The following is a 19247-nucleotide window of genomic DNA, read 5'->3' on the forward strand; positions in this document are numbered from 1 at the left end:
TCACACGGCCCAGCAGGCGCAACCGAGCGCGCCCCAGAAGCTCTTGAAATCCGACACCGGCAGCTCGCCCGACCAAGCCCGCGCGTGGTCGTGACCGTGCACACCGCACAGATTGGCACAGCCGCACGACTGCATCGCGTTAGCTCTGATGGCGGTGGCCTTGCCGTCCGAACCGACCCAATTGCCGTACCCGCCGAAGCTGCGTACGGGCGACCAGTCCGGCATCGCCGGCGGAGGCAGCGTGTCATCGAGCGACTTGAAATCTCCGGCACCGTAGACGATGCGTCCGCCCACTATCGTGAGGTCGCTCGTCGTGTCGGCGATCTCGCTTTCGGCGCAAGAGAAAAAGTCCCGGTCGGGGACGGTCAGATCGGCGAGCTGTCCGACTGCAATCCGGCCCTTCTTGCCCTCCTCGTTCGAGAACCAGGTGACGTTCTCCGTCCACATCCTGAGTGCCGTCTCGCGGTCGAGGCAGTTTCGCTGCGGATATAGCCGGAGCCCACCGACCGTCATACCGGTCACCAACCAGGCCAGCGAGACCCAGGGATTGTAGGAGGCTACCCTCGTCGCGTCGGTACCTGCGGAGATCTTCACTCCCTTGTCGATGATCTTCTTGACCGGCGGTGTCGCCTCGGCGGCGCCGTAGCCGTAGCGCTCCACGAAATATTCGCCCTGGTAGGCCATCCGGTGCTGCACGGCGATACCGCCGCCGAGCGCGGCGATGCGGTCGATCGATGCCTCGGAAATTGTCTCGGCGTGGTCGAAGAACCAATGCAGGCGATCCAGCGGGATCTCCCGGTTGACCTTTTCGAATACGTCGAGCGCACGCGAGATGGTCTCATCATAGGTCGCATGAAGCCGCCAGGGCCAGTTGTTCTGAGCCAGGATACGAACGACCTCCTCGAGCTCGCCCTCCATCTCCGGCGGCATGTCAGGACGTGGCACGCGGAAGTCCTCGAAGTCGGCCGCCGAGAACACCAGCATTTCGCCTGCCCCGTTATGGCGGAAGTAGTCCGTGCCCTGCTTATAATTCGAGGTCTGGGTCCAGTTCAGGAAGTCCTGCTTCTCCCCCTTCGGCTTTTGTGTGAACAGGTTGTAGGCGAGCCGGATCGTGAGCAGCCCTTCGTCAGAGAGCTTTTGGATGACCGCATAGTCTTCCGGATAATTCTGGAAGCCGCCTCCAGCGTCGATCGCACCTGTCACGCCCAGGCGATTGAGTTCGCGCATGAAGTGACGGGTCGAATTGACCTGATATTCGAACGGCAGCTTCGGGCCTTTCGCCAGCGTGGCGTAGAGGATGTTGGCGTTGGGCTTGGCGAGCAGCAGACCGGTCGGATTGCCCATCGCATCGCGCGCGATTTCGCCACCCGGCGGCTCTGGCGTGTGCTTGGTGTAGCCGACGGCGCGTAGCGCTGCAGCGTTCAGCATGGCGCGATCATAAAGGTGCAGGATGAAGACAGGTGTGTCAGGTGCGACTGCGTTGAGCTCGTCGATGGTTGGCAATCGCTTCTCAGCGAACTGGTGCTCCGTGAAACCGCCCACCACCCTTACCCATTGTGGCGGCGGCGTGATTGCGACCTGCTTCTTCAGCATCGCCATTGCATCGGCGAGCGACCACACGCCGTCCCAGCGCAGTTCCATGTTGAAGTTGAGACCGCCGCGGATGATGTGGAGATGATTGTCGATCAGGCCCGGCAGCACGCGCCGCCCTTTCAGGTCGACGATCTTTGTCGAGGAACCAGCGAGCTTCATCACATCGCCGACGTGCCCCACCGCTGTAAACAGCCCGCCTTTTATCGCCACGGCACTCGCCGCCGGGTTCGAGCGATCAAGCGTCGCGAACAGACCGTGATGCAGGATTAGATCGGGTCCCTGGTTGCTCATGCTTGCTTCTCGCGATTCTTAAGCCCATCGATCGGACCGACCGTGCGTCGGCCGGGCAGCATGCCGAAAATGTGGGAATCGCAGCTCGAAAGATGGAATGCCTGGGAAAAGCTGGCGCCCCCTATGAGGAGCTTGGCGACGGGGACGACCTGCTCGCCAACCAGAATTCCCAAAAGTCCGACCAGCGCCACCAAAGGCGGCGCCGGTGAGCGTACGTTGAGGAGGTAATAGATCACGCCCACCAGCAGGCCCGCCGCCAAAGAGAGTACGTAAACCTTCATGAAGACCTCCTCATTTCGGTGTATCGCGGCTACCGCGAGCCGGCCTCAGATGCATGCTCACCAAGCGCCCATTTGGAGAAGCGAACCTGGATGCCATAAGGCGAGTGAGCTCGCAGGATGTCCATCACGCCCTCGTATGTCTCTTGCCGAGCCCAATCTTGTTGGAGCTCGAAAACAAGCTGCAGCGACGTGATGGGAATGGCTCCTGCCTGCACTAGCCGATCCATGGCGCGGTTATGCGCTTCTGCCGATAGATCCCCGCATGCGTCTGCAGGAACGAATATCTCAAAACCTTCCTTCAGCATGTCTAGAGCCGCGAACATTACGCAGGCTTCCGTCCAAAGCCCCGCAACAACGAACCTCTTTCGTCCGGTCTCTCGCACGGCTTTCCGGAAGGGTTCGTCAAGCCACGCGTTCATTGAAGTACGGTCGATCACCGGTTGCTTCGGGAAGAGCTCCGTGATCTCCGGCATGAACGGACCGGAGAACGTTTTTTCCGCTACGGTTGAAATGATTGTGGGAATGCCGAACAGCTTGGCGGCCTTTGCTACCACCTGCACATTATTGAAGGGCACCAAACGGTCGTGCGACTGGACCCCTTGGTACATTGCTGGCTGATAGTCGATCAGGGCGATGGCGCTGCTTTGCGGTGTGAGCATATCGAGCTTCGGCATTCCGGTTCTCCTAGGTTGAAGGATGCATATTTCGCTTTGCGCGGGGCCAAACGAACGCGTGCGGAGCGCTGACCTGCGCTGAGCACGGGTCGCATCACCGACTCGCGCTAAAATCGAAGGTCCAGTCAAAGTGCCTTGCGGCGAATCATCGAACGAAGGGGAAGGTACGATTCTTCACTAAAGTGCTCTATCGCACGATCGGTTTGACTTCCTACACTATAGGAGCGGCCATACTATACGATGGTGCTAGGCACACGGTGTTCCGTGTTTCCATAACAAGTGCGCCCAACTTGAGTTGCGGTAGTCGACTAAATCGCATGCTCCACCAGCAGTCGCAGATCATTCGCTCGGTTGACTGGCCCATAAGCAAAGGGCACCGTTATATGTTCGAGTGGACCGTGAGGAGTTGAAACTTGCGCCCAGAGCGATACACCATTGTATAGTCGAAAACGTTTCAGCCTGCCCCTATAGTTGTGAAGCTGCTCAAGCACGCGTAGAGGGGCAACTCTGCTATTCCGCCACACTTGCTCACAGCGAGAGGCTGCAGGTGCGAATGAAGCGACATCTGATTGCGGTCATAGACGACGATGAGGACGTTCGCGACGCCATTCGAGGATTGATGCGGTCGGTGGGGTTCGCGGCTGAAGCATTCTCTTCGGCGCAAGAGTTCTTGCGTTCAAAGCAATTCTCAAAGACGGCCTGCTTGATCACGGATGTCAACATGCCGGCGATGAGTGGCATCGATCTCTGCCGCCACCTTTCCGGAGCCGGCGCCGCCATTCCAACCATTTTGATAACCGCCTATCCGGACGACGACGTTCGTTCGTTTGCCGAAGCAACTGGTATTATTGCATATCTTGTGAAGCCCTTTTCGCAGGAGGATCTGCTTGACGGGATCCGCATGGCTTTGGACGGGACAGCTTAAGTCGCCCGTTTCAGATGCGTTGCAAGTCGCACAAAAAGCGCCTTCTCATCCTGGTCCCCTCGTTGGGGTCGTATCGGGTAGGTCAAGACGGACGACCTAAACCGGCTGCACGCAGGCCAGTTTTCCCTCCGTGCAAAGTGCGCTAAGCTTCTCCGTTGGCCAATTTTACGGACAAGAGGCGATGAAAGAAGGATCAGACGAGCTGACTGTAATCGTGGTCGACGACAATCCAGAAGTGCGAAGTAGTCTGGGTACGCTCCTTCGGTCGGTCGGTTTTCGTTTTGTATCATTTTGTTCGGCAGCGGATTTCTTCAGCGCCGCTTTGCCGGGTGGGCCTACTTGCCTGGTTCTCGATGTCCGAATGCCCGGGCAAAGCGGGTTGGACTTGCAACGGGAGCTTTGCGCCGGCCCAAATAGGCAATTGCCCATTATCTTCATCACGGCGCACGGCGATATCCCGATGTCTGTCCGCGCTATGAAGGCGGGTGCTATCGAGTTCCTTACAAAGCCGTTTCGGGATCAGGATTTGCTTGATGCCATCGCCGTTGGTCACGCGAGTGACCGGATTTGGCTTGACCGTGAACGGGAGCTTTCAGAACTCCGAATTCGCTACGAAAGTCTCACACCTCGCGAACAAGAGGTGATGGGATTTGTGGTGAGCGGGCGGCTCAACAAGCAGATCGCCGCAGATCTCAGCATAAGCGAGATTACTGTGAAGGTCCACCGGGGTCAGGTGATGCGGAAGATGCGTGCTGCGTCACTGCCGGAGCTTGCTCGCATGTCGGACAGGCTACAACTAACCCAACCAATCCCTGTGCGCCTCCGGCGAGTTCAATAAAATCAGCCCCCCAAGCTTCGGGGTGCAGTTCTCGGCAGTCATCTCAGGATCGCTTGTTCAGCCACGTTGCGTTGGAGCACTGACGCGCGTTTTCTGCTCATTCGACGGGAAGCTCGACGTGGAAAATGGTGGTGCCCTCCCCGCGGGAAAACCAGAGTCTTCCCCGATGAGCAGCAATAATGGATCGGCAAATCGCAAGCCCCATCCCCATTCCCTCGGGCTTGGTGGTGAAAAATGGCTCGAACAGCCGATCGCCGTCTGCGGAATCGATGCCGCTGCCGCGGTCTTCGACCTCAATAAGAACATGTCGGTCCTCAACGCGCCATTTGGTCCGGAGAGATAGCACGCGGGTCGATTCAATGGCTGCCATGGCTTGGATGCCGTTCGTGAGCAGGTTGATAACGACCTGCTTTAACTGAACTCTATCGGCCCGAATGGGGGGTAATCCGTCCCCCATTTGAAGTTGAAGCAGTACATGATGCTCCACGAGTTCGCCTCGAATAAGAAGTAGAACTTCTTGGATCATTTCAAAGAGGTCGAAGGTCGTATGTTCCGGCTTCGCTTTCTTTGACATTGAGCGGACATGATGCACGATCTCGGCTGCGGAGTCCGCACACCTGATCATCCTACGAAGGCCCTGGCGCGCCTCCTCCAAGTTAGGTGTGCGGTGATCGAGCCAGCGAACAGAAGCCTCACCAGTGGTCTTTATCGCAGATAGTGGCTGGATGATCTCGTGCGTGATCGATGCCAATTCTCCCAGGGACGCCATCCGTGTGACGCGCGCAAGTTCGCGCTGAGCCTCTTGCAAAGCAGCGTCGGCCTCCCTCGCGAGCGTCACATCCATGACCGCGCAAATGCTACCGAGTGGCGATGTTGTGGTTCCACCGGGAGGGTGAATTCTGCGCACATATCGGATCGAGCCATCCGCCATGACTAAACGGACGTCAAATTCCTCTTCTGGCTCGCCAGCCATCGCCCGCTCAATCGAACGATGCATTAGCCATCGATCGTCCGGGTGGATCCGTTGTCCAATGAGTTCGACCGCCGGCTTGTCTTTTGGATCAAAACCGAAAATTCGTGCTCCCTCTTCGGACCAGAAGACCTCGCCCGTCGAGAAGTCCAAGCCCATACTTCCACAGTGGGTTACCCGCTGTGTTTCGTCCAGAATTGCCTTGCTCCGGACTAGATCGTGTTCGATTCGCTTACGATCTTCGATGTCAGTACTAGCTCCGCACCATCCGACGATCTGTCCGGCTTCGCCCCGCAAGGGCGTGTAGCGGACGAGAAACCAGCGATGTGCACCGTCTGCTCCCTTCAGTCGAACGTCGACTTCACCAGCTTGGCAACTACCTCGCCAAACGTCCCTTAGGCGTTCCTGATCGTCTGGGTGGACCGCCAACTCCCATATCGGCCCACGAGCTTGATCCGCTGACAAGCCGGTATACTCAAACCAGCGTCGATTTAAGAATTCAGCGGACCCAGCCACCGAGGTCCGCCAGATCAGCATTGGGACGGCGTCGACTAGACCGCTCATTTCATTGTCCAGTGCTGAGTGCTCTGGTTCATGCGCCCCTTCGTCGACCGCCACTCTCGACATGGAGCGCCGCGGCATTGGCAACTGCGATGGACGGCTTAGTTCAGGTCGCTCGATCATTCGGCTGGCTCAACTTACCATTTTCTTTTTTGAACGAATACCACAACCATCGCGCATGCGTCACCAGAAACCGAGTAGCGGTGGCGATGGGCTTTAAATCGGCACCTAGCGTCAAACGAAAAGATGCCATGAAGACCTTGAGCTTTCATGCCGTACCAAGGCCGAAGGCTTGGGTATAGGCGCCGCGATAACGAGGACCGATCAACGCGAGCATGACCACCTAGAACAGCCGGCTAACAGCAGGAGATCGCTGCTGCGCGGCTGCCCCGAAGAGTGGCGCGAAGCGGATCTCGCAGCACATCCGCGTTGGGCCATGTGTGGACGGCTCCGGGTTGGCAAGAAGAATCTTCATTTTGCAGCATTGGTCGGAGCAGCCATGTGTTCGGCCTCTGAGTGCGGTACCCATGACCGCTGGCCATAATGCCTTCCGCGGATCAGGTCCCGATCAAAAGCACGCATTTAAAGATGCTATGGCCCAGGTGGGTTGTCCTGATCGCCGGATCAACCGGCACTGCATTACGTGCTGTTCGTCCTCCCAACCGTTACGTCACGCCGGCGGTGTCCGGCGCGATCTCGTTTACGCCGTGCGCGCGACCGGTTCCTTGTAGCGTTCGCTCCTGGCCATCATCGCCCACGTCATCCTGGCGAGCTTGTTGGCAAGCGCGATTGCGGCGACCTTGGTCGGTCGTCGCACCAGCAGTCCCGTAAGCCAGGGCCGATGGCCGGTACCATGGATTTTGGCGTAGCGGATCACGGCGAGCGGACCAGCCGTAAACAGTGCGCAAATAGCGATCACCTTGTTTGCTGATACTGCCAAGCTTGTCCTTGCCTCCGCTTGCGTTCTGCTTTGGCAACAGCCCAACCCAGGCCGAGAAGTCGTCCCGATCGGAAGGTCTTGGGATCCGCGATGCTGGTGACCAAAGCGATTGCCAGCGCCGGCCCGACACCAGGGATCGCGTCCAGCCGTTTGCTCGTCACGCTTGATCGATGCGAACACCACCAGGCGGTCATGAGACTGCACGCCCTGGTACATTGCCGGCTGATAGTCGATCAGGGCGATGGCGCTGTCTTGCGGTCATATCACGCTTGGGCATTTGAGGTCTCCTGAGTTTGGCAGATGCATCAGTTCGAGGCGGCATGTAATCGATGCTCTTCGTGCCGTAGCTGGAAGTGAAAGGATTTCATCTAGTCGATGAACCCGCTGCATTTACTCCAAGCGTTGTGTCGACAGAGCCGAGACTGGCCTGCCGCCTGCGGCTGCAACCTCCAAAACGGCTGACGATACCCCGAGCTTTAGGCGCCGAGCGCCTTCCAGTATTCCGGACCCGTTATTGTGCGCCGCGACGATAGTTGTATCGGTAATGGCCAACGGCTTCGAATCTTCGAACAGGACCGTCACCGGCTGAAGTGTGCACGGTTGGTGGTTTTGCATGTTCATCCCAACCTACATCCCGTCACTTCATGGGAAGGGGTATAGTATCGGCACGGCGCTCATGTAAATTAGGCACTAACCCGCTACTAGGTCTCGGATCGGATACCGCACCGTGCAAAATGAAGCTCATCGTCCTGAACTCATCTATCCGCCAGAGCTGGAAATTTGGCCGTTCCCGGCGGATTGCCCAAATCGGGTGCTGATCGAAGAGATCGCCGACAAATGGACGATCTTGGTGATTGCGGCGCTCTCGCGAGGTCCGACGCGTTTCAATCAGCTCAAGCGCGCACTGGAGCCCATTACTCAGAAGTCATTGACTCAGACGCTCCGTCGCCTTGAGCGAAGTGGGATGGTTTCTCGAACGGTGGTTGATACCTCTCCTGTGGCGGTCGAATACGCCATCACCCCGCTCGGTCGCACTCTTGCGGGGCCGTTTTCCGCTCTATACCGGTGGGCCGTCGCATACCAAGACCAGGTCGAGGGGGCCCGACAGCAATTCGACACGCAACGGGGAAACGCCCGCAAATAACGAAATCGTCGCTTGCGCGGAACGCAACCGCGGTGCGAAGCCAGATGCACTCGTAAGTGCGTCCAATGTGCTTGCTGCCCCCGAAATCTGGACCCCCAATAGTCCATTAGTTCGCAAGCGCGGCACTTCGCGTGCCTCACCGAACGCTCTAGCTTCCACGCCGGACAATGTTTAGACTCTGGACAAAGCCGAGATCGAATGGCGGACGCCAAACTGCACCGGATTCATCTTCCCGGTGAAATCATTTGATTTCGCCGGCCTCTTGAACTGGTAGAGCTCCCGGCCGGCGCCACATCGAGCTATCGAATCGATAACATCGATTTGGATAATGGATCGATTGATCCAAAATAATGCATTTTTGGTTCAGGATCGAAAAAAGGTCTCGATCGCGACAGCCTTCGTTGAATGATCTTCTTGACGCGACGCGGCTTACGAAATCAAGCCGGTACGCGACGTTCGGCAGTAAAGAGGACTTATTTCATCGTATCGTAGAACGATACTTGTCCAAACACGTGGAATTCGTCAAGCATGTGCGCTCGCCGAACGGGCGTTTCACGGGAGCAGATCGCCCGCTAGAATAGAGCGCCTCTCCGGCGAAGGTCAATCGTACCTTAGTGTTGGCTTCCGGAGCACAGGTGTCTTCGGCTCCCTCACGCTTCCGCGGCGAGCCGCTGCACCGATGAGCTTAGTACGGGTAGCGCGGGGTACGCAAACTCAAACAAGCGAGCCCGTAGCGGCTCGGTAGCTCGGCTCAATGTGGCGCGTAGCCACTCTTGCGGTGCATCACTCTCGTTACGCTCATGCCAGAGAACGCTAACGTCCTGCAAAGTCGTTTTGTATGGCAACTCGTGCATCGACAGTGGGTGCCTGCCGACTAACAACTTGGCGAGCGGCCGTGGCACGATAGCCGACAAGTCCGCCTCCTCCAGTAATGAGGGAAGCGCAAGGAAGTGAGGCAATGAGACAGCTATACGCGGGCTCCGCTTTGCCCCAGAAAAGGCCCGTTCGAAGGCTGCCCTATCGAACATTTCCGATCGCCGGGCCAGCCCACGTTCAGATACATAGCCATCGACAGCTCCCTCAAGCTCTCCATTCAACGAGACCACGGCTATGGCAAGGGTAGAGAACGCCTCGAGCGACGGCTTGCCTAGTTCCCTTGAAGGCCTCGTGATGAGGACATCATCGTATGCAAAGAGCGGGCTTGACTCGAAACGCGCAGGCACATCTGAGAAAGTACCGATTGCTGCATCAATCTGTCCGAGATCCATCTCCTCCGCCAGATCGATCCAACTATCCGGCCGAATTGCGAGATTAATCAGCGGCGCCTCCCGCCTTAAGACGGTGAGGAGATATGGCAGCATCACCATGGTGGCAAAATCGCTCATGGCAATAGTGAACCGCCTTGTCGAACTACTTGGCTCGAATTTGGGTGGATCGATCGCCCTCGTCAGTGATTTCCACGCTTGTTGTATCAAAGGGGCCATCGCAACTGAGCGCGCGGTCGGTAGCATCCCCGCGGAGGTGCGAACGAACAATTCGTCGTCGAGCAATTCCCTCAACCGGGCAAGAGCGTGACTAACGGCTGTAGGGCTGACACATATTCTCTTGCTGGCGCGCAGCACACTTCGTTCCTCCATGACTGCGTCGAACACGCGCAGAAGATTCAGATCAAATCTATTGAGGGACATGGTCATGGCCAAACTGCGAGAGATCATTACTCGTTGCGAAACTTAGGTCGGCTCAATTGCACCTTCGTGTGAACAATCCTTGTGCACGCTGGCAGAACTGAATCCCTTCAGATGAATCGTCGCGCAGCTCCCGGTGCGGTCGGCTGCGACCTGCGCCAGCATGAGCTCACATGTCTCCTAGTACCGTCTTGTGGTACCGCGCTCCGGAAGGAGCTAGGTCGCAGAAATGCTCGTTGAGCGATCGGGCGTCCGTTACCGCAGTCCGGCCCGCCGCGTGCGCTGACGCCTTCATGCCGCGTGTGCGGCGTCCCGAACAAAGCTCGACGTCACCTCGCCTGCTTCGCGACCTCCTGAGCCTTCTCGTAGCTCTCCGCTACCGCGGCGTAGTTGGGCGCCACCAGGCCGTACAACTTCGCGAGCTCTGCCGCTTCAGGGCGGGCCCACGTGCGGTGAAGCTCGGACAAAAGTGCATTCGTCGACGTCGGGATAACATGGCCTTGCACGAAGCGGGCAAGGGTCGTGCGTGACGCCAGTTCGCTCGGGTCGCCGGAGGCGTCAATAACCACATACACGTCGAACCCAGCTGCCCGGGCGTCCAGCGCCGGGAACATCACGCAAACGTTCGTCCAGACACCCGCCATCACCAACGTCTTTCGGCCGGTCGAGCGCACCTCTTCGACGAAGTCCGCGTTATCCCAGGCATTCACTTCACCCTTACGAGGCACAAACACGGCATGCGGCGCGTGCTTATGGATTTCCGGCATAAGCGGGCCGTTCGGTCCCTTCGGCTCAGATGCCGTCGTAATGACCGGGATCTTTAGCAACGACGCCAATTTCGCAATCATTTCGACGTTCCGCCGGAGGTCGGCGACGGCGATATCCTTTACTGTTTGGAACAGACCGGACTGGTGATCCAACAATAGGATCACTGTGTCGGCCGGGTCGATCAAGGCTTGCCCGCCACCAGTCGGCAGAACGCTTGACTTGCTCTTCGATGTATTCGCCATAACTTCTCCTTAGCTGCGGCAATGGTGTCCCACCGGACAAGCATCCTGGCTCGCCGGGGTCTACTCATAGGTTCGATTGAGGGCCGTCTCGCGGAATGCCAGTGCAACCCGAGATGGCGCACGCCTTTAGCCCTTCATGCAAAAAGAACGCTGTGCAGATCTCGCCAGCGATCTCGAGGATGGATGTGGAGCACAAAGCGACAGTCGTCGTTCACGGAATTGGTGAATGTTCACGTTCTTGCGCAAAACCACCGTCTTTGGTGTCGAACACAGGTTGAAACTGGCAGCACTTGATCAACGCCTATGGTAGAAATGTAACCCGGTGCTTCGTTGGCGAAAAAGAAGATCTATCCCGGGCACGCGTACGCCACGATGCGAAGCGATAATTGACCGGTGGGTACCGCTGTGGGCGAACGAGGATCGACAACCCCTGAGAGTGTATCGGCTGATTGGGGCATCGATCTAATTGCAATTGCATGGCCGGGGCGGACAGCTGGCCTATCGGCCGGTGTGTTCGCGGGCCAGAACGCTCAGAGACTCGAAGTTGCATCGCCTTCAGATCCGACAACACACATTCTCGCGGTATCGACTTGCGGCCACCATGCCACCTATGCCGTGGATGGCCGCGAAGTACATGAGGGAATGTTTGAGGCTGGCGCGGTTCAATTGGTTCAGGCAGGTCAAGCACCTGCGGCCATGCTGACGGGCGACTGGCGCGTCATCCACATTTACTTTCCATCCAGCGACCTCTGGCAACTCGGCGAGGACCTTGGACTCTCGGCGATAGACGCGCTGGGGCTAACCTTCACCCTACCCGATTTTGCCCGAGAGCCCGTGCTTGGTCGGATCGGACGCAGGCTCGAGCAGCGACTGCGGCGCGGCGATGTGCCTAGCCGCCTTGAGCTAGACGATATTTCTTTGAACGTCGGATGCCATCTCATTCGCACCTACGCAACGACAAAGCCCCCTCGCCGCCCGCGGCCCCGATCGCTTTCCAGACAAGAGGGCCAGCGCCTGTTGTCGCTTCTTGGCGACGCTCATGACCCCGGCCTCGACCAACTCGCCCGCGAGCTGGACAGGAGTTGGACGGAAGCCAGATTGGCCTTCCATGAAACCTTCTGCGCTACGCCGGACGAGATCCGCGGCATCCTGAGACGAGGCCGCAGGCCGTGAGTATGGCTGATCCGCCACAATGCTGAACAGCTGACGTAACAATACCAACCCAGACTCAGCATCGGGCTTACGAAGGAGCCACTTGCAAAGAACGACCTGATCTGCATCGAAGACGAGTACGCCAACGGCTTTGCCGCGATCGCAACAAACACCCATAAAGTAATCGACACCTCTCCCACTGTCCTAGTAGAAGGCGGCATCGTGGATGCCCGCCCCGTGAGTCACCCCCTGAGCTACGCCGACTACTACCGCTCAATATATCCGTTCGAACAACAGCACCGATCTGTTGGCGGACTTAACTTGTTTCGTTCACCGCGGCACCAAGCCGGTGAGTACGTCGAGTCCGCCCACGGAGTATCTCTTCAGATTAGCCGCACGCCTCGCGCGGGTCGGTCTGTCGTCGATCTCGGCGCGGGCCGTTTCAAAGCGGATCTGTCCGCACCAAACTATTTCGTCGCGCCTCCCGATCATCCTTGCACGTACGACCTTAACTCCAACATCGATCTTCTCGTCATTGAATTTTCGTCCAAGGTGTTTTGGGACGATCCCTGGCGCCTCCAAGACTGCGGCCCCCTGCATCATGGAGCACGCTATGACACGTTGCCGCTGCAACTCGCCGAGCAACTTTGGGAACTAAGCGCGCATGGATTGACGCAATTGGAGGCGGACAGCTTTGGCATGGCGCTAGCAACTTTGCTCGCGCGAGCCTCGCAACCCGCGCTTGGGGTGAAACCGGCGAAAGGCGGACTAGCACCGAAAGAATTGACGCTCCTCATTGAGTACATGAAGGGTCAACTCGCGAGTGACTTGTCGCTCGCCGAGCTTGCTGCACTTGTTTCTCGCTCTCCATATCATTTCGCTCGTGCCTTCAAGACCAGCACGGGAGTTCCGCCCCATCGGTATGTAATGATGCTTCGAATAGAACTCGCAAAGGAATTTCTGGTAGCAGGCCGCCTTAGCGTTACACAGGTCGCGCACGCTTGTGGCTTTGCGTCGTCGCAGCACCTAGCTACCGCGTTCCGCCGCATGGTCGGAACGACCCCGACGGAATATAGGCGCCAGAGCGAAATTTGATCACGCAATAACCACCGATTTACACCAGGTCTCGCCTTTCGTTAAGGCACTGAACACCACCAAATTTAGTTTGGCGCACGAGGTCGTGGCGCGGCGTAGCGCGGGAGCGCTCCCCTGACCCCGGGGTTTGTGATCTTCAGTGGCTAAAGCAGCCGCCGGCTTAGCCCAAATCCGGCTTCCGCCTTTTCGCGCGCTTTGGTACGCCGCCCTGCTCTATCGGTTTAACATCTGTCGGATATCCGCTCCACCCAGTTTAATCGAATGGGCAACAGATCAGATCCGTCGGGGAGCACGTATCGACCCTGCGCGAATCTAGCCGATAACCTTCGGAGATCATTTCGAACGCTGTTTCCTCCTTGATTTTAAAAAACAAATCTCCCTGTCTGACGGACAAATCCCGCCGGCATGCCCGCCCCATTTTGTCGGTCAGGAATCTACAGGAAAATTTCAGCCGCCGGCAGTGTTGGCGGCTCCGCCAACAATCGAAATCAATCGACTGATTACCGTTGCCTGCGTAGACAAGACTGCTAAAGCCGCTCCGATGCGATGTCCCTTCAAAACGGTCGTAGATCAGCAACACGCTGGTACTTCCTCTTCGCTCGCCTGTGCGCGACTCAGAATGGTCTGCCTCTACGCTACGTCGCAGTTTGACCCGGAGCGGACTGACTACCGCATCGCATACTTCGCGCGGATCGTGCCAAGACACTCGGCACGATCCGGAAGCGGAACGATAGTCGTTGGAGAGAGCTGAACCCTCCTCCTACCCAAGCTCTTACGACCGGACCTGAATGATCGTCTTGCCTTGGCGTCGCTCGGTCGAGTTGAAGGTGCCGACAGCATCGTCGAGGGACGATACCTTTCCGATGTTCGTCCGCAGCCTGCCGTCCCGCACCCTCTGGACGATCTCGTTCAATTGACCACGATCGACCTCCACGACGAAGTCGATGGTGCCAAACCCTCCAGCGGCTCGGCCTCCGCCGGGCCGACGACAGTCACCAGCGTCCCTCCGGCCCTGACGAGGGCTGCAGACTGCTTCTGGATGTCGCCGCCGATGACGTCGAAGGCGAGATCGACGCCACGGACGTCCTTGAGCGAATCGTTCTCCAGGTCGACGAATTCATTCGCGCCGAAGTCGAGGGCTTTCTGCCGGTCGGCCGCGCGTCCTATTCCGATGACATAGGCGCCGGTCGCGCGTGCGAGTTGAACCACAATGGAGCCGACCGCGCCCGCCGCACCATGCGCAAGCACGCTCTGGCCTGCCTGAAGACGGCCGTGCTGGAAAAGCCCCTGCCATGCCGTCAAGCCGGAGATCGGCAGGCTCGCGCCAACCGTGAAATCGACGTCACCCGGCAACGCCGCGAGATTGCGGGCCTCGATGGCAATGTACTCCGCGAGCGTGCCGTCCCGATACCAGTCGGCAAGGCCGAACACGCGCTGTCCCACCGACAGTCCCGTCGTGCCGTAGCCAACAGCCGCGACGATGCCGGCAAATTCGTGCCCGAGGACCGCCGGAGTTCTGTCCTGTTCGCGACGATCGGTCTACGTCGAGGGCCACTCCAATTCCGTCGGAACGAAGCCCGATGCGTGAACCTCCACGACGACGTCGTTTATGGCCGCGCGAGGTTCGGGCCGTTCCGCCAACTTCATGCCGGCAAGTCCGGCAGCCTGGTCCGTCACGATGATCGCTTTCATCTTGAATTCTCCTTCATGTGCTTAGTCTTTCTGAATCACTAGGCCCATTTGCTCAGATCGAGCCGGCGGGTGCCACCGCGGGAAAGTCCTGATCGGGATGGAAGACGTTATTGAAGAAGTTCATCAGCGAGTACACGGCCACAAGCGCGACGATCTCCATCGCGGGTCTTCACGTCGAGCGCCTTGCTCAAGGACCCGAGCAGAGCGGCCCATGCGTTGAACGCGATCGGGCTTTGCGCGAAGGTAGCCATCATGTTTGGCGTGAACCCGATGTTCCTAGTGAACGTATCGAGGGTCGGTTTCGAATCGGCCGTAAGCGCAGCGGACCTCGAGTTGGCCGGTAACGGTAATGATTTGCAGGAGATGACTCAACCAGTCGGCCTGAGACATGGGACCTCGAGAACGTGAATCGTCAGCGCAGGATTATCAATTTAGCGACGAATTCGGCGAAAGGCTTGGCTTTCCGTCCTCATTGATCGCGGCGATGAAGGCCGGGACGCTCACTTGCTGATTGTCTCCATATCGCCGTGAGTTCAGTCATCATCAATACCCACTTTGGAGATGGGGGCTCAGGACACGTGCAGGAGGTCCGGTGGCGCGCTGCATGACGACCGGGTTCCTTCCCACCGGCAGCAACTTCCCCTGCCGATGTTCAAGCTGCTTGAACGCCCTCGAGATCGTTCGGCGCGATTGACGTATGGTAAGTCGGCACGCCCTCTCCCGGGCCCGTCGCTACTTGCCAGACACCGTCAGTAGCCAGTCGACCTGAGTATCGATAGTCCCGTTTTGCACCCAGAGCTGCCTCGACTCCTGCGCCCGGCACGTTGGAAATGACACTCAACCCGAATACCCGGCTGCGGCAGAGGCCGCCGTCTTTGAATCGAGACCCGCGCCTCGGATTCTGCCGCGCGCGAAGCTGGCTCGGGCGGCGGTTGCCGTCGATTCTGTCGGCGCCGGAGCCGAGAGTTGCGATCTGCAACCTCGCTGCGCTCCAGCAACGACCTTCAATTCGGCCAGGCTGAGCCGAGGATGATCGAGCAGAAGTTTCCGCGCACATAGTTCATGTCCTTCAGCGCCAGTACGTCGGCCTTGACGTTTCCGAACGTCGTCAGAGGCTTCCTCATAATGCCGTTGGCGAAGTGATCGATGATGTTCTCCTTGAAGTTGGCCTCCCGCGGATGATGGGCACAAACATGGTCCCGCTGCTCGTGCGTGAAGTCGTGGTAGGCGATACCGAGCACGTCCATTTCCACGCCGGCGGTCACCAGCGCAATGGTGGGACGCATGTGCTCGGGGATGCCGGGGGTCGTATGCAGCGCGATCGCGGTCCAGACATCCTCGACGTCGCGTTCGGGCACGCCGTAACTCTTCATGAAGTCGCGTGCGGCGTTGGCGCCGTCCACTTCGAAGCGCAGGTCGGCGCTCGAATACTTCTCGGTCAGTCCCATGTCGTGGAACATGGCGCCCAGGTAGAGCAGCTCCGGATCGTATTTCAGGCTGCGGCGCTCGCCGGTGAGCGCCCCCCAAAAGAAGACGCGGCGGCTGTGATTGTAGAGCAGATCGTCTTCGGTATCGCGCACGAGCTGGGTCGCGGCGCGTGCGATGGCGCTGTCGGGTACGCGGATGCCGGCAATCATCTCGGACATTGATCGTCTCCTTCGTTGGGTCGGAATGGGGTGGCACAAATCGCCACACGATCATTAGGGATCGTGGACGGACGCCGCCGCTATTCGGCGGCGATCTCGGTCGATGCAAGCCCGAGTGCTTGCGCCACACCGGCGCCATAGGCAGGATCGGCCCTCATGCAATTGGCTATGTGGCGCTGCTTGACCTCGAGCCGCGCATCGCCCATTGCCCGCGCCGTGTTCTCGAAGAGCGCCTGGCGCTGCGCCGGTGTCATTTTGCGGAAGAGATTACCCGGCTGCTCGTAATGATCGTCGTCAGCGCGATGATCCCAATGGGCCGCTGCGCCCGACCATTCGAGCGGGGGCTCCGCGCGCTGCGGATCGTGGTCGATCCAGGCGCCCTTGCTGTTCGGCCAATAGGTCGGTGTCGCACCCAGGTTGCCGTCGGTGCGCATGGCGCCGTCACGGTGATAGCTGTGGAATGGGCACTTCGGCGCGTTGACCGGAATGTGATTGAAGTTCACGCCCAGCCGGTAACGTTGCGTGTCTCCATAGGAGAACAGGCGTGCCTGCAGCATCTTATCGGGCGAGAAGCCGATGCCCGGCACGACATTGGCCGGCGAAAAGGCGGCCTGCTCGACCTCGGCAAAATAATTGTCCGGCCAGCGATTGAGCTCGATCACGCCGACCTCGATCAGCGGATAATCTGACTTCGGCCACACCTTCGTGAGGTCGAACGGATTATGCTTGTGCGCCCTCGCCTGCTCGTCGGTCATCACCTGGATGAACATCGTCCAGCGCGGGAAGTCGCCGCGCTCAATCGCATTGAGCAGATCGCGCCCGTGACTCTCGCGATCGTTGGCCACGAGTGCGGCCGCCTCGTAATCGGTGAGGTTCTGGATGCCCTGCTGCGTGCGAAAGTGGAACTTGACCCAGACACGTTCGTTGGCAGCGTTGACCATTGAAAAGGTGTGGCTGCCGAAGCCGTGCATGTACCGGAAGCTCTTCGGGATACCCCGGTCGGACATGACGATCGTCACCTGGTGCAGCGCTTCGGGCAGCAGCGACCAGAAATCCCAATTGTTATCGGCCGAACGCAGGCCGGTACGCGGATCGCGCTTGATGGCGTGATTGAGATCGGGAAAGCGCAGCGGATCGCGGAAGAAGAAGACGGGCGTGTTGTTGCCGACGATGTCCCAGTTGCCTTCCTCCGTGTAGAACTTCAGCGCAAAGCCGCGGATGTCGCGCTCCGCATCGGCCGCACCCCGCTCGCCAGCCACCGTGGAGAAGCGTGCGAACATCGGTGTCGTCTTGCCGACCTGCGCGAATATCTTCGCCTTGGTGTAATGGCTTATGTCGTGAGTGACCGTGAAGGTGCCGTAGGCGCCCCACCCTTTCGCGTGCATCCGCCGCTCGGGGATCACCTCGCGGTCGAAATGCGCCATCTTTTCGATGAGCCAGATGTCCTGGAGCAGCGCCGGACCACGCGGCCCTGCAGTCATGATGTTGAGATTGTCAGCCACCGGCGCCCCGGTTGCGTGTGTCATGGGTGGACGGGACTCTGTCATGATCTGCCTCCTGTTCTCACGACGGCATCGAACTGCTGCCGGCCTCAATGCGAGACCTGATCTGGTTGTGCGTATTTTGCAGAGTATTCTCGCAGCCGACCACACACATGATCCAATGGATCAGGACAGCCGCACGTCGTTTGCTGCCAAAACGTGGGCAGATCATTTGCAGCGGTCGCGGTTTGCTCGGAGAGGTCGCAGCCTATTCCGGATCTGTTCGCCGGAAGCTGGCGCGATATTGCACCGGGGTGACGCCAAGACGGGTGCTGAAGACGATCCTCATCCGGTCCGCCGATCCGAAGCCGCAATCGAAGGCGACCGCCTTCAGCGGCCGGTCGCTTCCTTCCAGCATCATGCGAGCCGCATCGACGCGGGCGCGCTCGATGAACTCGTGCGGCGTGATACCGGTCACCTGCACGAAATGCCGGGCTAGGTTCCGGGGGCTCATGCCGACCACAGCGGCAAGCGACTCCAGCGTGTGGCGATCGCTCAACCGGGCCATGACGTGGTCCTGGATGCGTGCGATCGGCGATTCCGGATCGGCAGGTGCTGTCAGGTAAGGACTGAACTGCGATTGTCCACCCTGGCGCTGGGCCACCACAACCAGCCGTTTGGCAACCTTGAGCGCCGTCTCCGCGCCATGCCGCTGCAACACGAGCGCCAAGCCCAGATCTATCCCGGCAGTCACACCGGCCGCGGTAATCAACCGTCCGTCCCGCACATAGATCAAGTCAGGCTCGACCTTTGCCTTCGGGAATCTCGCCGCCAGCGCCTGCGCATCCTGCCAGTGGGTCGTGACACGCCGATCATCGAGCAGGCCGGCATAGCCAAGCACGAATGCGCCGGTGCAGATCGATCCATACACGCTCGAGCGCCACGGCAACTGGCTGACCCATTCGACCAAGGAGGGGTCGGGTTGCGCTTCTGGTGGCGTCGGCGCACCCGCCACCAGGATGATGTCGAAACCGCCCGTCGCTTCGTCAAAGGTCAGGTCCGCCATTAAGCGCAGACCGTTCGAGGCTCGCAACGGCTTGCGGTGAGCCCCGATCAACACTGTTTCATAGCGGTCGGCATTGTCAATAAACGTGTTCGCCTCACTGAACACATCAAGAGGGCCGGCCACATCCAAGGCCTGGACCCCCTCGTAGATGACGATCGCAACAGCTTGTATCGGCACTCCTTGCTGCCCCTCCAGTCTGGAGC

15 protein-coding genes and 2 pseudogenes are annotated in these 19247 nt (G+C 58.9%); 5 read left to right on the forward strand and 12 right to left on the reverse strand.

Going from position 1 to position 19247, the window contains the following annotated elements:
• The 3 genes from IVA92_RS17095 to IVA92_RS17105 are packed head-to-tail and all read right to left on the reverse strand — an operon-like array spanning position 1 to position 2839.
• A complete protein-coding gene (locus tag IVA92_RS17095; protein WP_247276156.1) occupies positions 1-1884 on the reverse strand; it encodes an amidohydrolase in 1884 nt (627 codons plus the stop codon).
• Entirely contained in the window at positions 1881-2165 is a 285-nt protein-coding gene (locus IVA92_RS17100) for a XapX domain-containing protein (RefSeq protein ID WP_247276157.1), read from the reverse strand. Before IVA92_RS17100 ends, IVA92_RS17095 begins: the two co-directional genes overlap by 4 nt.
• A 29-nt stretch (positions 2166-2194) precedes the next feature.
• Entirely contained in the window at positions 2195-2839 is a 645-nt protein-coding gene (locus IVA92_RS17105; RefSeq protein ID WP_247276158.1) for a hydrolase, read from the reverse strand.
• 547 nt (positions 2840-3386) lie between these two features.
• Between IVA92_RS17105 and IVA92_RS17110 the strand changes: the two genes are divergently transcribed.
• The gene (locus IVA92_RS17110; protein WP_247276159.1) at positions 3387-3764 is read left to right on the forward strand and encodes a response regulator; all 378 of its coding nucleotides are present in this window, start codon (positions 3387-3389) and stop codon (positions 3762-3764) included.
• Between the two features lie 181 nt (positions 3765-3945).
• Positions 3946-4602: a response regulator transcription factor gene (locus IVA92_RS17115; RefSeq protein WP_247276160.1), complete on the forward strand. Its 657-nt coding sequence runs from the start codon at positions 3946-3948 to the stop codon at positions 4600-4602.
• Between the two features lie 97 nt (positions 4603-4699).
• Here the strand turns inward: IVA92_RS17115 and IVA92_RS17120 are convergent, their stop codons facing one another.
• The gene (locus IVA92_RS17120; protein WP_346015480.1) at positions 4700-6256 is read right to left on the reverse strand and encodes a PAS domain-containing protein; all 1557 of its coding nucleotides are present in this window, start codon (positions 6254-6256) and stop codon (positions 4700-4702) included.
• 577 nt (positions 6257-6833) lie between these two features.
• A complete protein-coding gene (locus tag IVA92_RS17125) occupies positions 6834-7073 on the reverse strand; it encodes a hypothetical protein (RefSeq protein WP_247276162.1) in 240 nt (79 codons plus the stop codon).
• A gap of 727 nt (positions 7074-7800) precedes the next feature.
• Here IVA92_RS17125 and IVA92_RS17130 point away from each other — a divergent pair.
• Positions 7801-8217, forward strand: coding sequence for a helix-turn-helix domain-containing protein (locus tag IVA92_RS17130; RefSeq protein ID WP_346015599.1), 417 nt, complete (start codon positions 7801-7803; stop codon positions 8215-8217).
• Between the two features lie 650 nt (positions 8218-8867).
• Here IVA92_RS17130 and IVA92_RS17135 read toward each other — a convergent pair.
• Both IVA92_RS17135 and IVA92_RS17140 read right to left on the reverse strand, forming a co-directional pair.
• A complete protein-coding gene (locus tag IVA92_RS17135; protein WP_247276163.1) occupies positions 8868-9911 on the reverse strand; it encodes a LysR family transcriptional regulator in 1044 nt (347 codons plus the stop codon).
• Positions 9912-10231: 320 nt separating this feature from the next.
• Complete coding sequence (locus IVA92_RS17140) at positions 10232-10912, reverse strand: isochorismatase family protein (RefSeq protein ID WP_247276164.1); 681 nt, start codon at positions 10910-10912, stop codon at positions 10232-10234.
• Positions 10913-11554: 642 nt separating this feature from the next.
• Between IVA92_RS17140 and IVA92_RS17145 the strand changes: the two genes are divergently transcribed.
• Together IVA92_RS17145 and IVA92_RS36045 are read left to right on the forward strand one after the other, a co-directional pair.
• Positions 11555-12085 carry a hypothetical protein gene (locus IVA92_RS17145; protein ID WP_247276165.1) on the forward strand — a complete coding sequence of 177 codons (531 nt, stop codon included), beginning with the start codon at positions 11555-11557 and terminating at the stop codon, positions 12083-12085.
• Between the two features lie 216 nt (positions 12086-12301).
• Positions 12302-13159 (forward strand): AraC family transcriptional regulator, encoded by an 858-nt coding sequence (locus IVA92_RS36045; protein ID WP_247276166.1) that lies wholly within the window; start codon positions 12302-12304, stop codon positions 13157-13159.
• 772 nt (positions 13160-13931) lie between these two features.
• Here the strand turns inward: IVA92_RS36045 and IVA92_RS17155 are convergent.
• The 5 genes and pseudogenes from IVA92_RS17155 to IVA92_RS17175 all read right to left on the reverse strand — a co-directional run bounded on the left by IVA92_RS17155 (position 13932) and on the right by IVA92_RS17175 (position 19221).
• A pseudogene (locus IVA92_RS17155) lies at positions 13932-14851 on the reverse strand (NADP-dependent oxidoreductase).
• A gap of 52 nt (positions 14852-14903) precedes the next feature.
• A pseudogene (locus IVA92_RS17160) lies at positions 14904-15162 on the reverse strand (carboxymuconolactone decarboxylase family protein); the annotation flags it as partial.
• A gap of 693 nt (positions 15163-15855) precedes the next feature.
• Positions 15856-16497, reverse strand: a complete 642-nt coding sequence (locus IVA92_RS17165) for an HD domain-containing protein (RefSeq protein WP_247276167.1) — start codon at positions 16495-16497, stop codon at positions 15856-15858.
• A gap of 80 nt (positions 16498-16577) precedes the next feature.
• Complete coding sequence (locus IVA92_RS17170; RefSeq protein WP_247276168.1) at positions 16578-18044, reverse strand: catalase; 1467 nt, start codon at positions 18042-18044, stop codon at positions 16578-16580.
• Between the two features lie 202 nt (positions 18045-18246).
• Complete coding sequence (locus IVA92_RS17175; RefSeq protein ID WP_247276169.1) at positions 18247-19221, reverse strand: GlxA family transcriptional regulator; 975 nt, start codon at positions 19219-19221, stop codon at positions 18247-18249.
• Positions 19222-19247 lie beyond the last annotated feature (26 nt).

Source organism: Bradyrhizobium sp. 154, from assembly GCF_023073875.1.
In the GTDB taxonomy this organism is placed as follows: Bacteria; Pseudomonadota; Alphaproteobacteria; order Rhizobiales; family Xanthobacteraceae; genus Bradyrhizobium.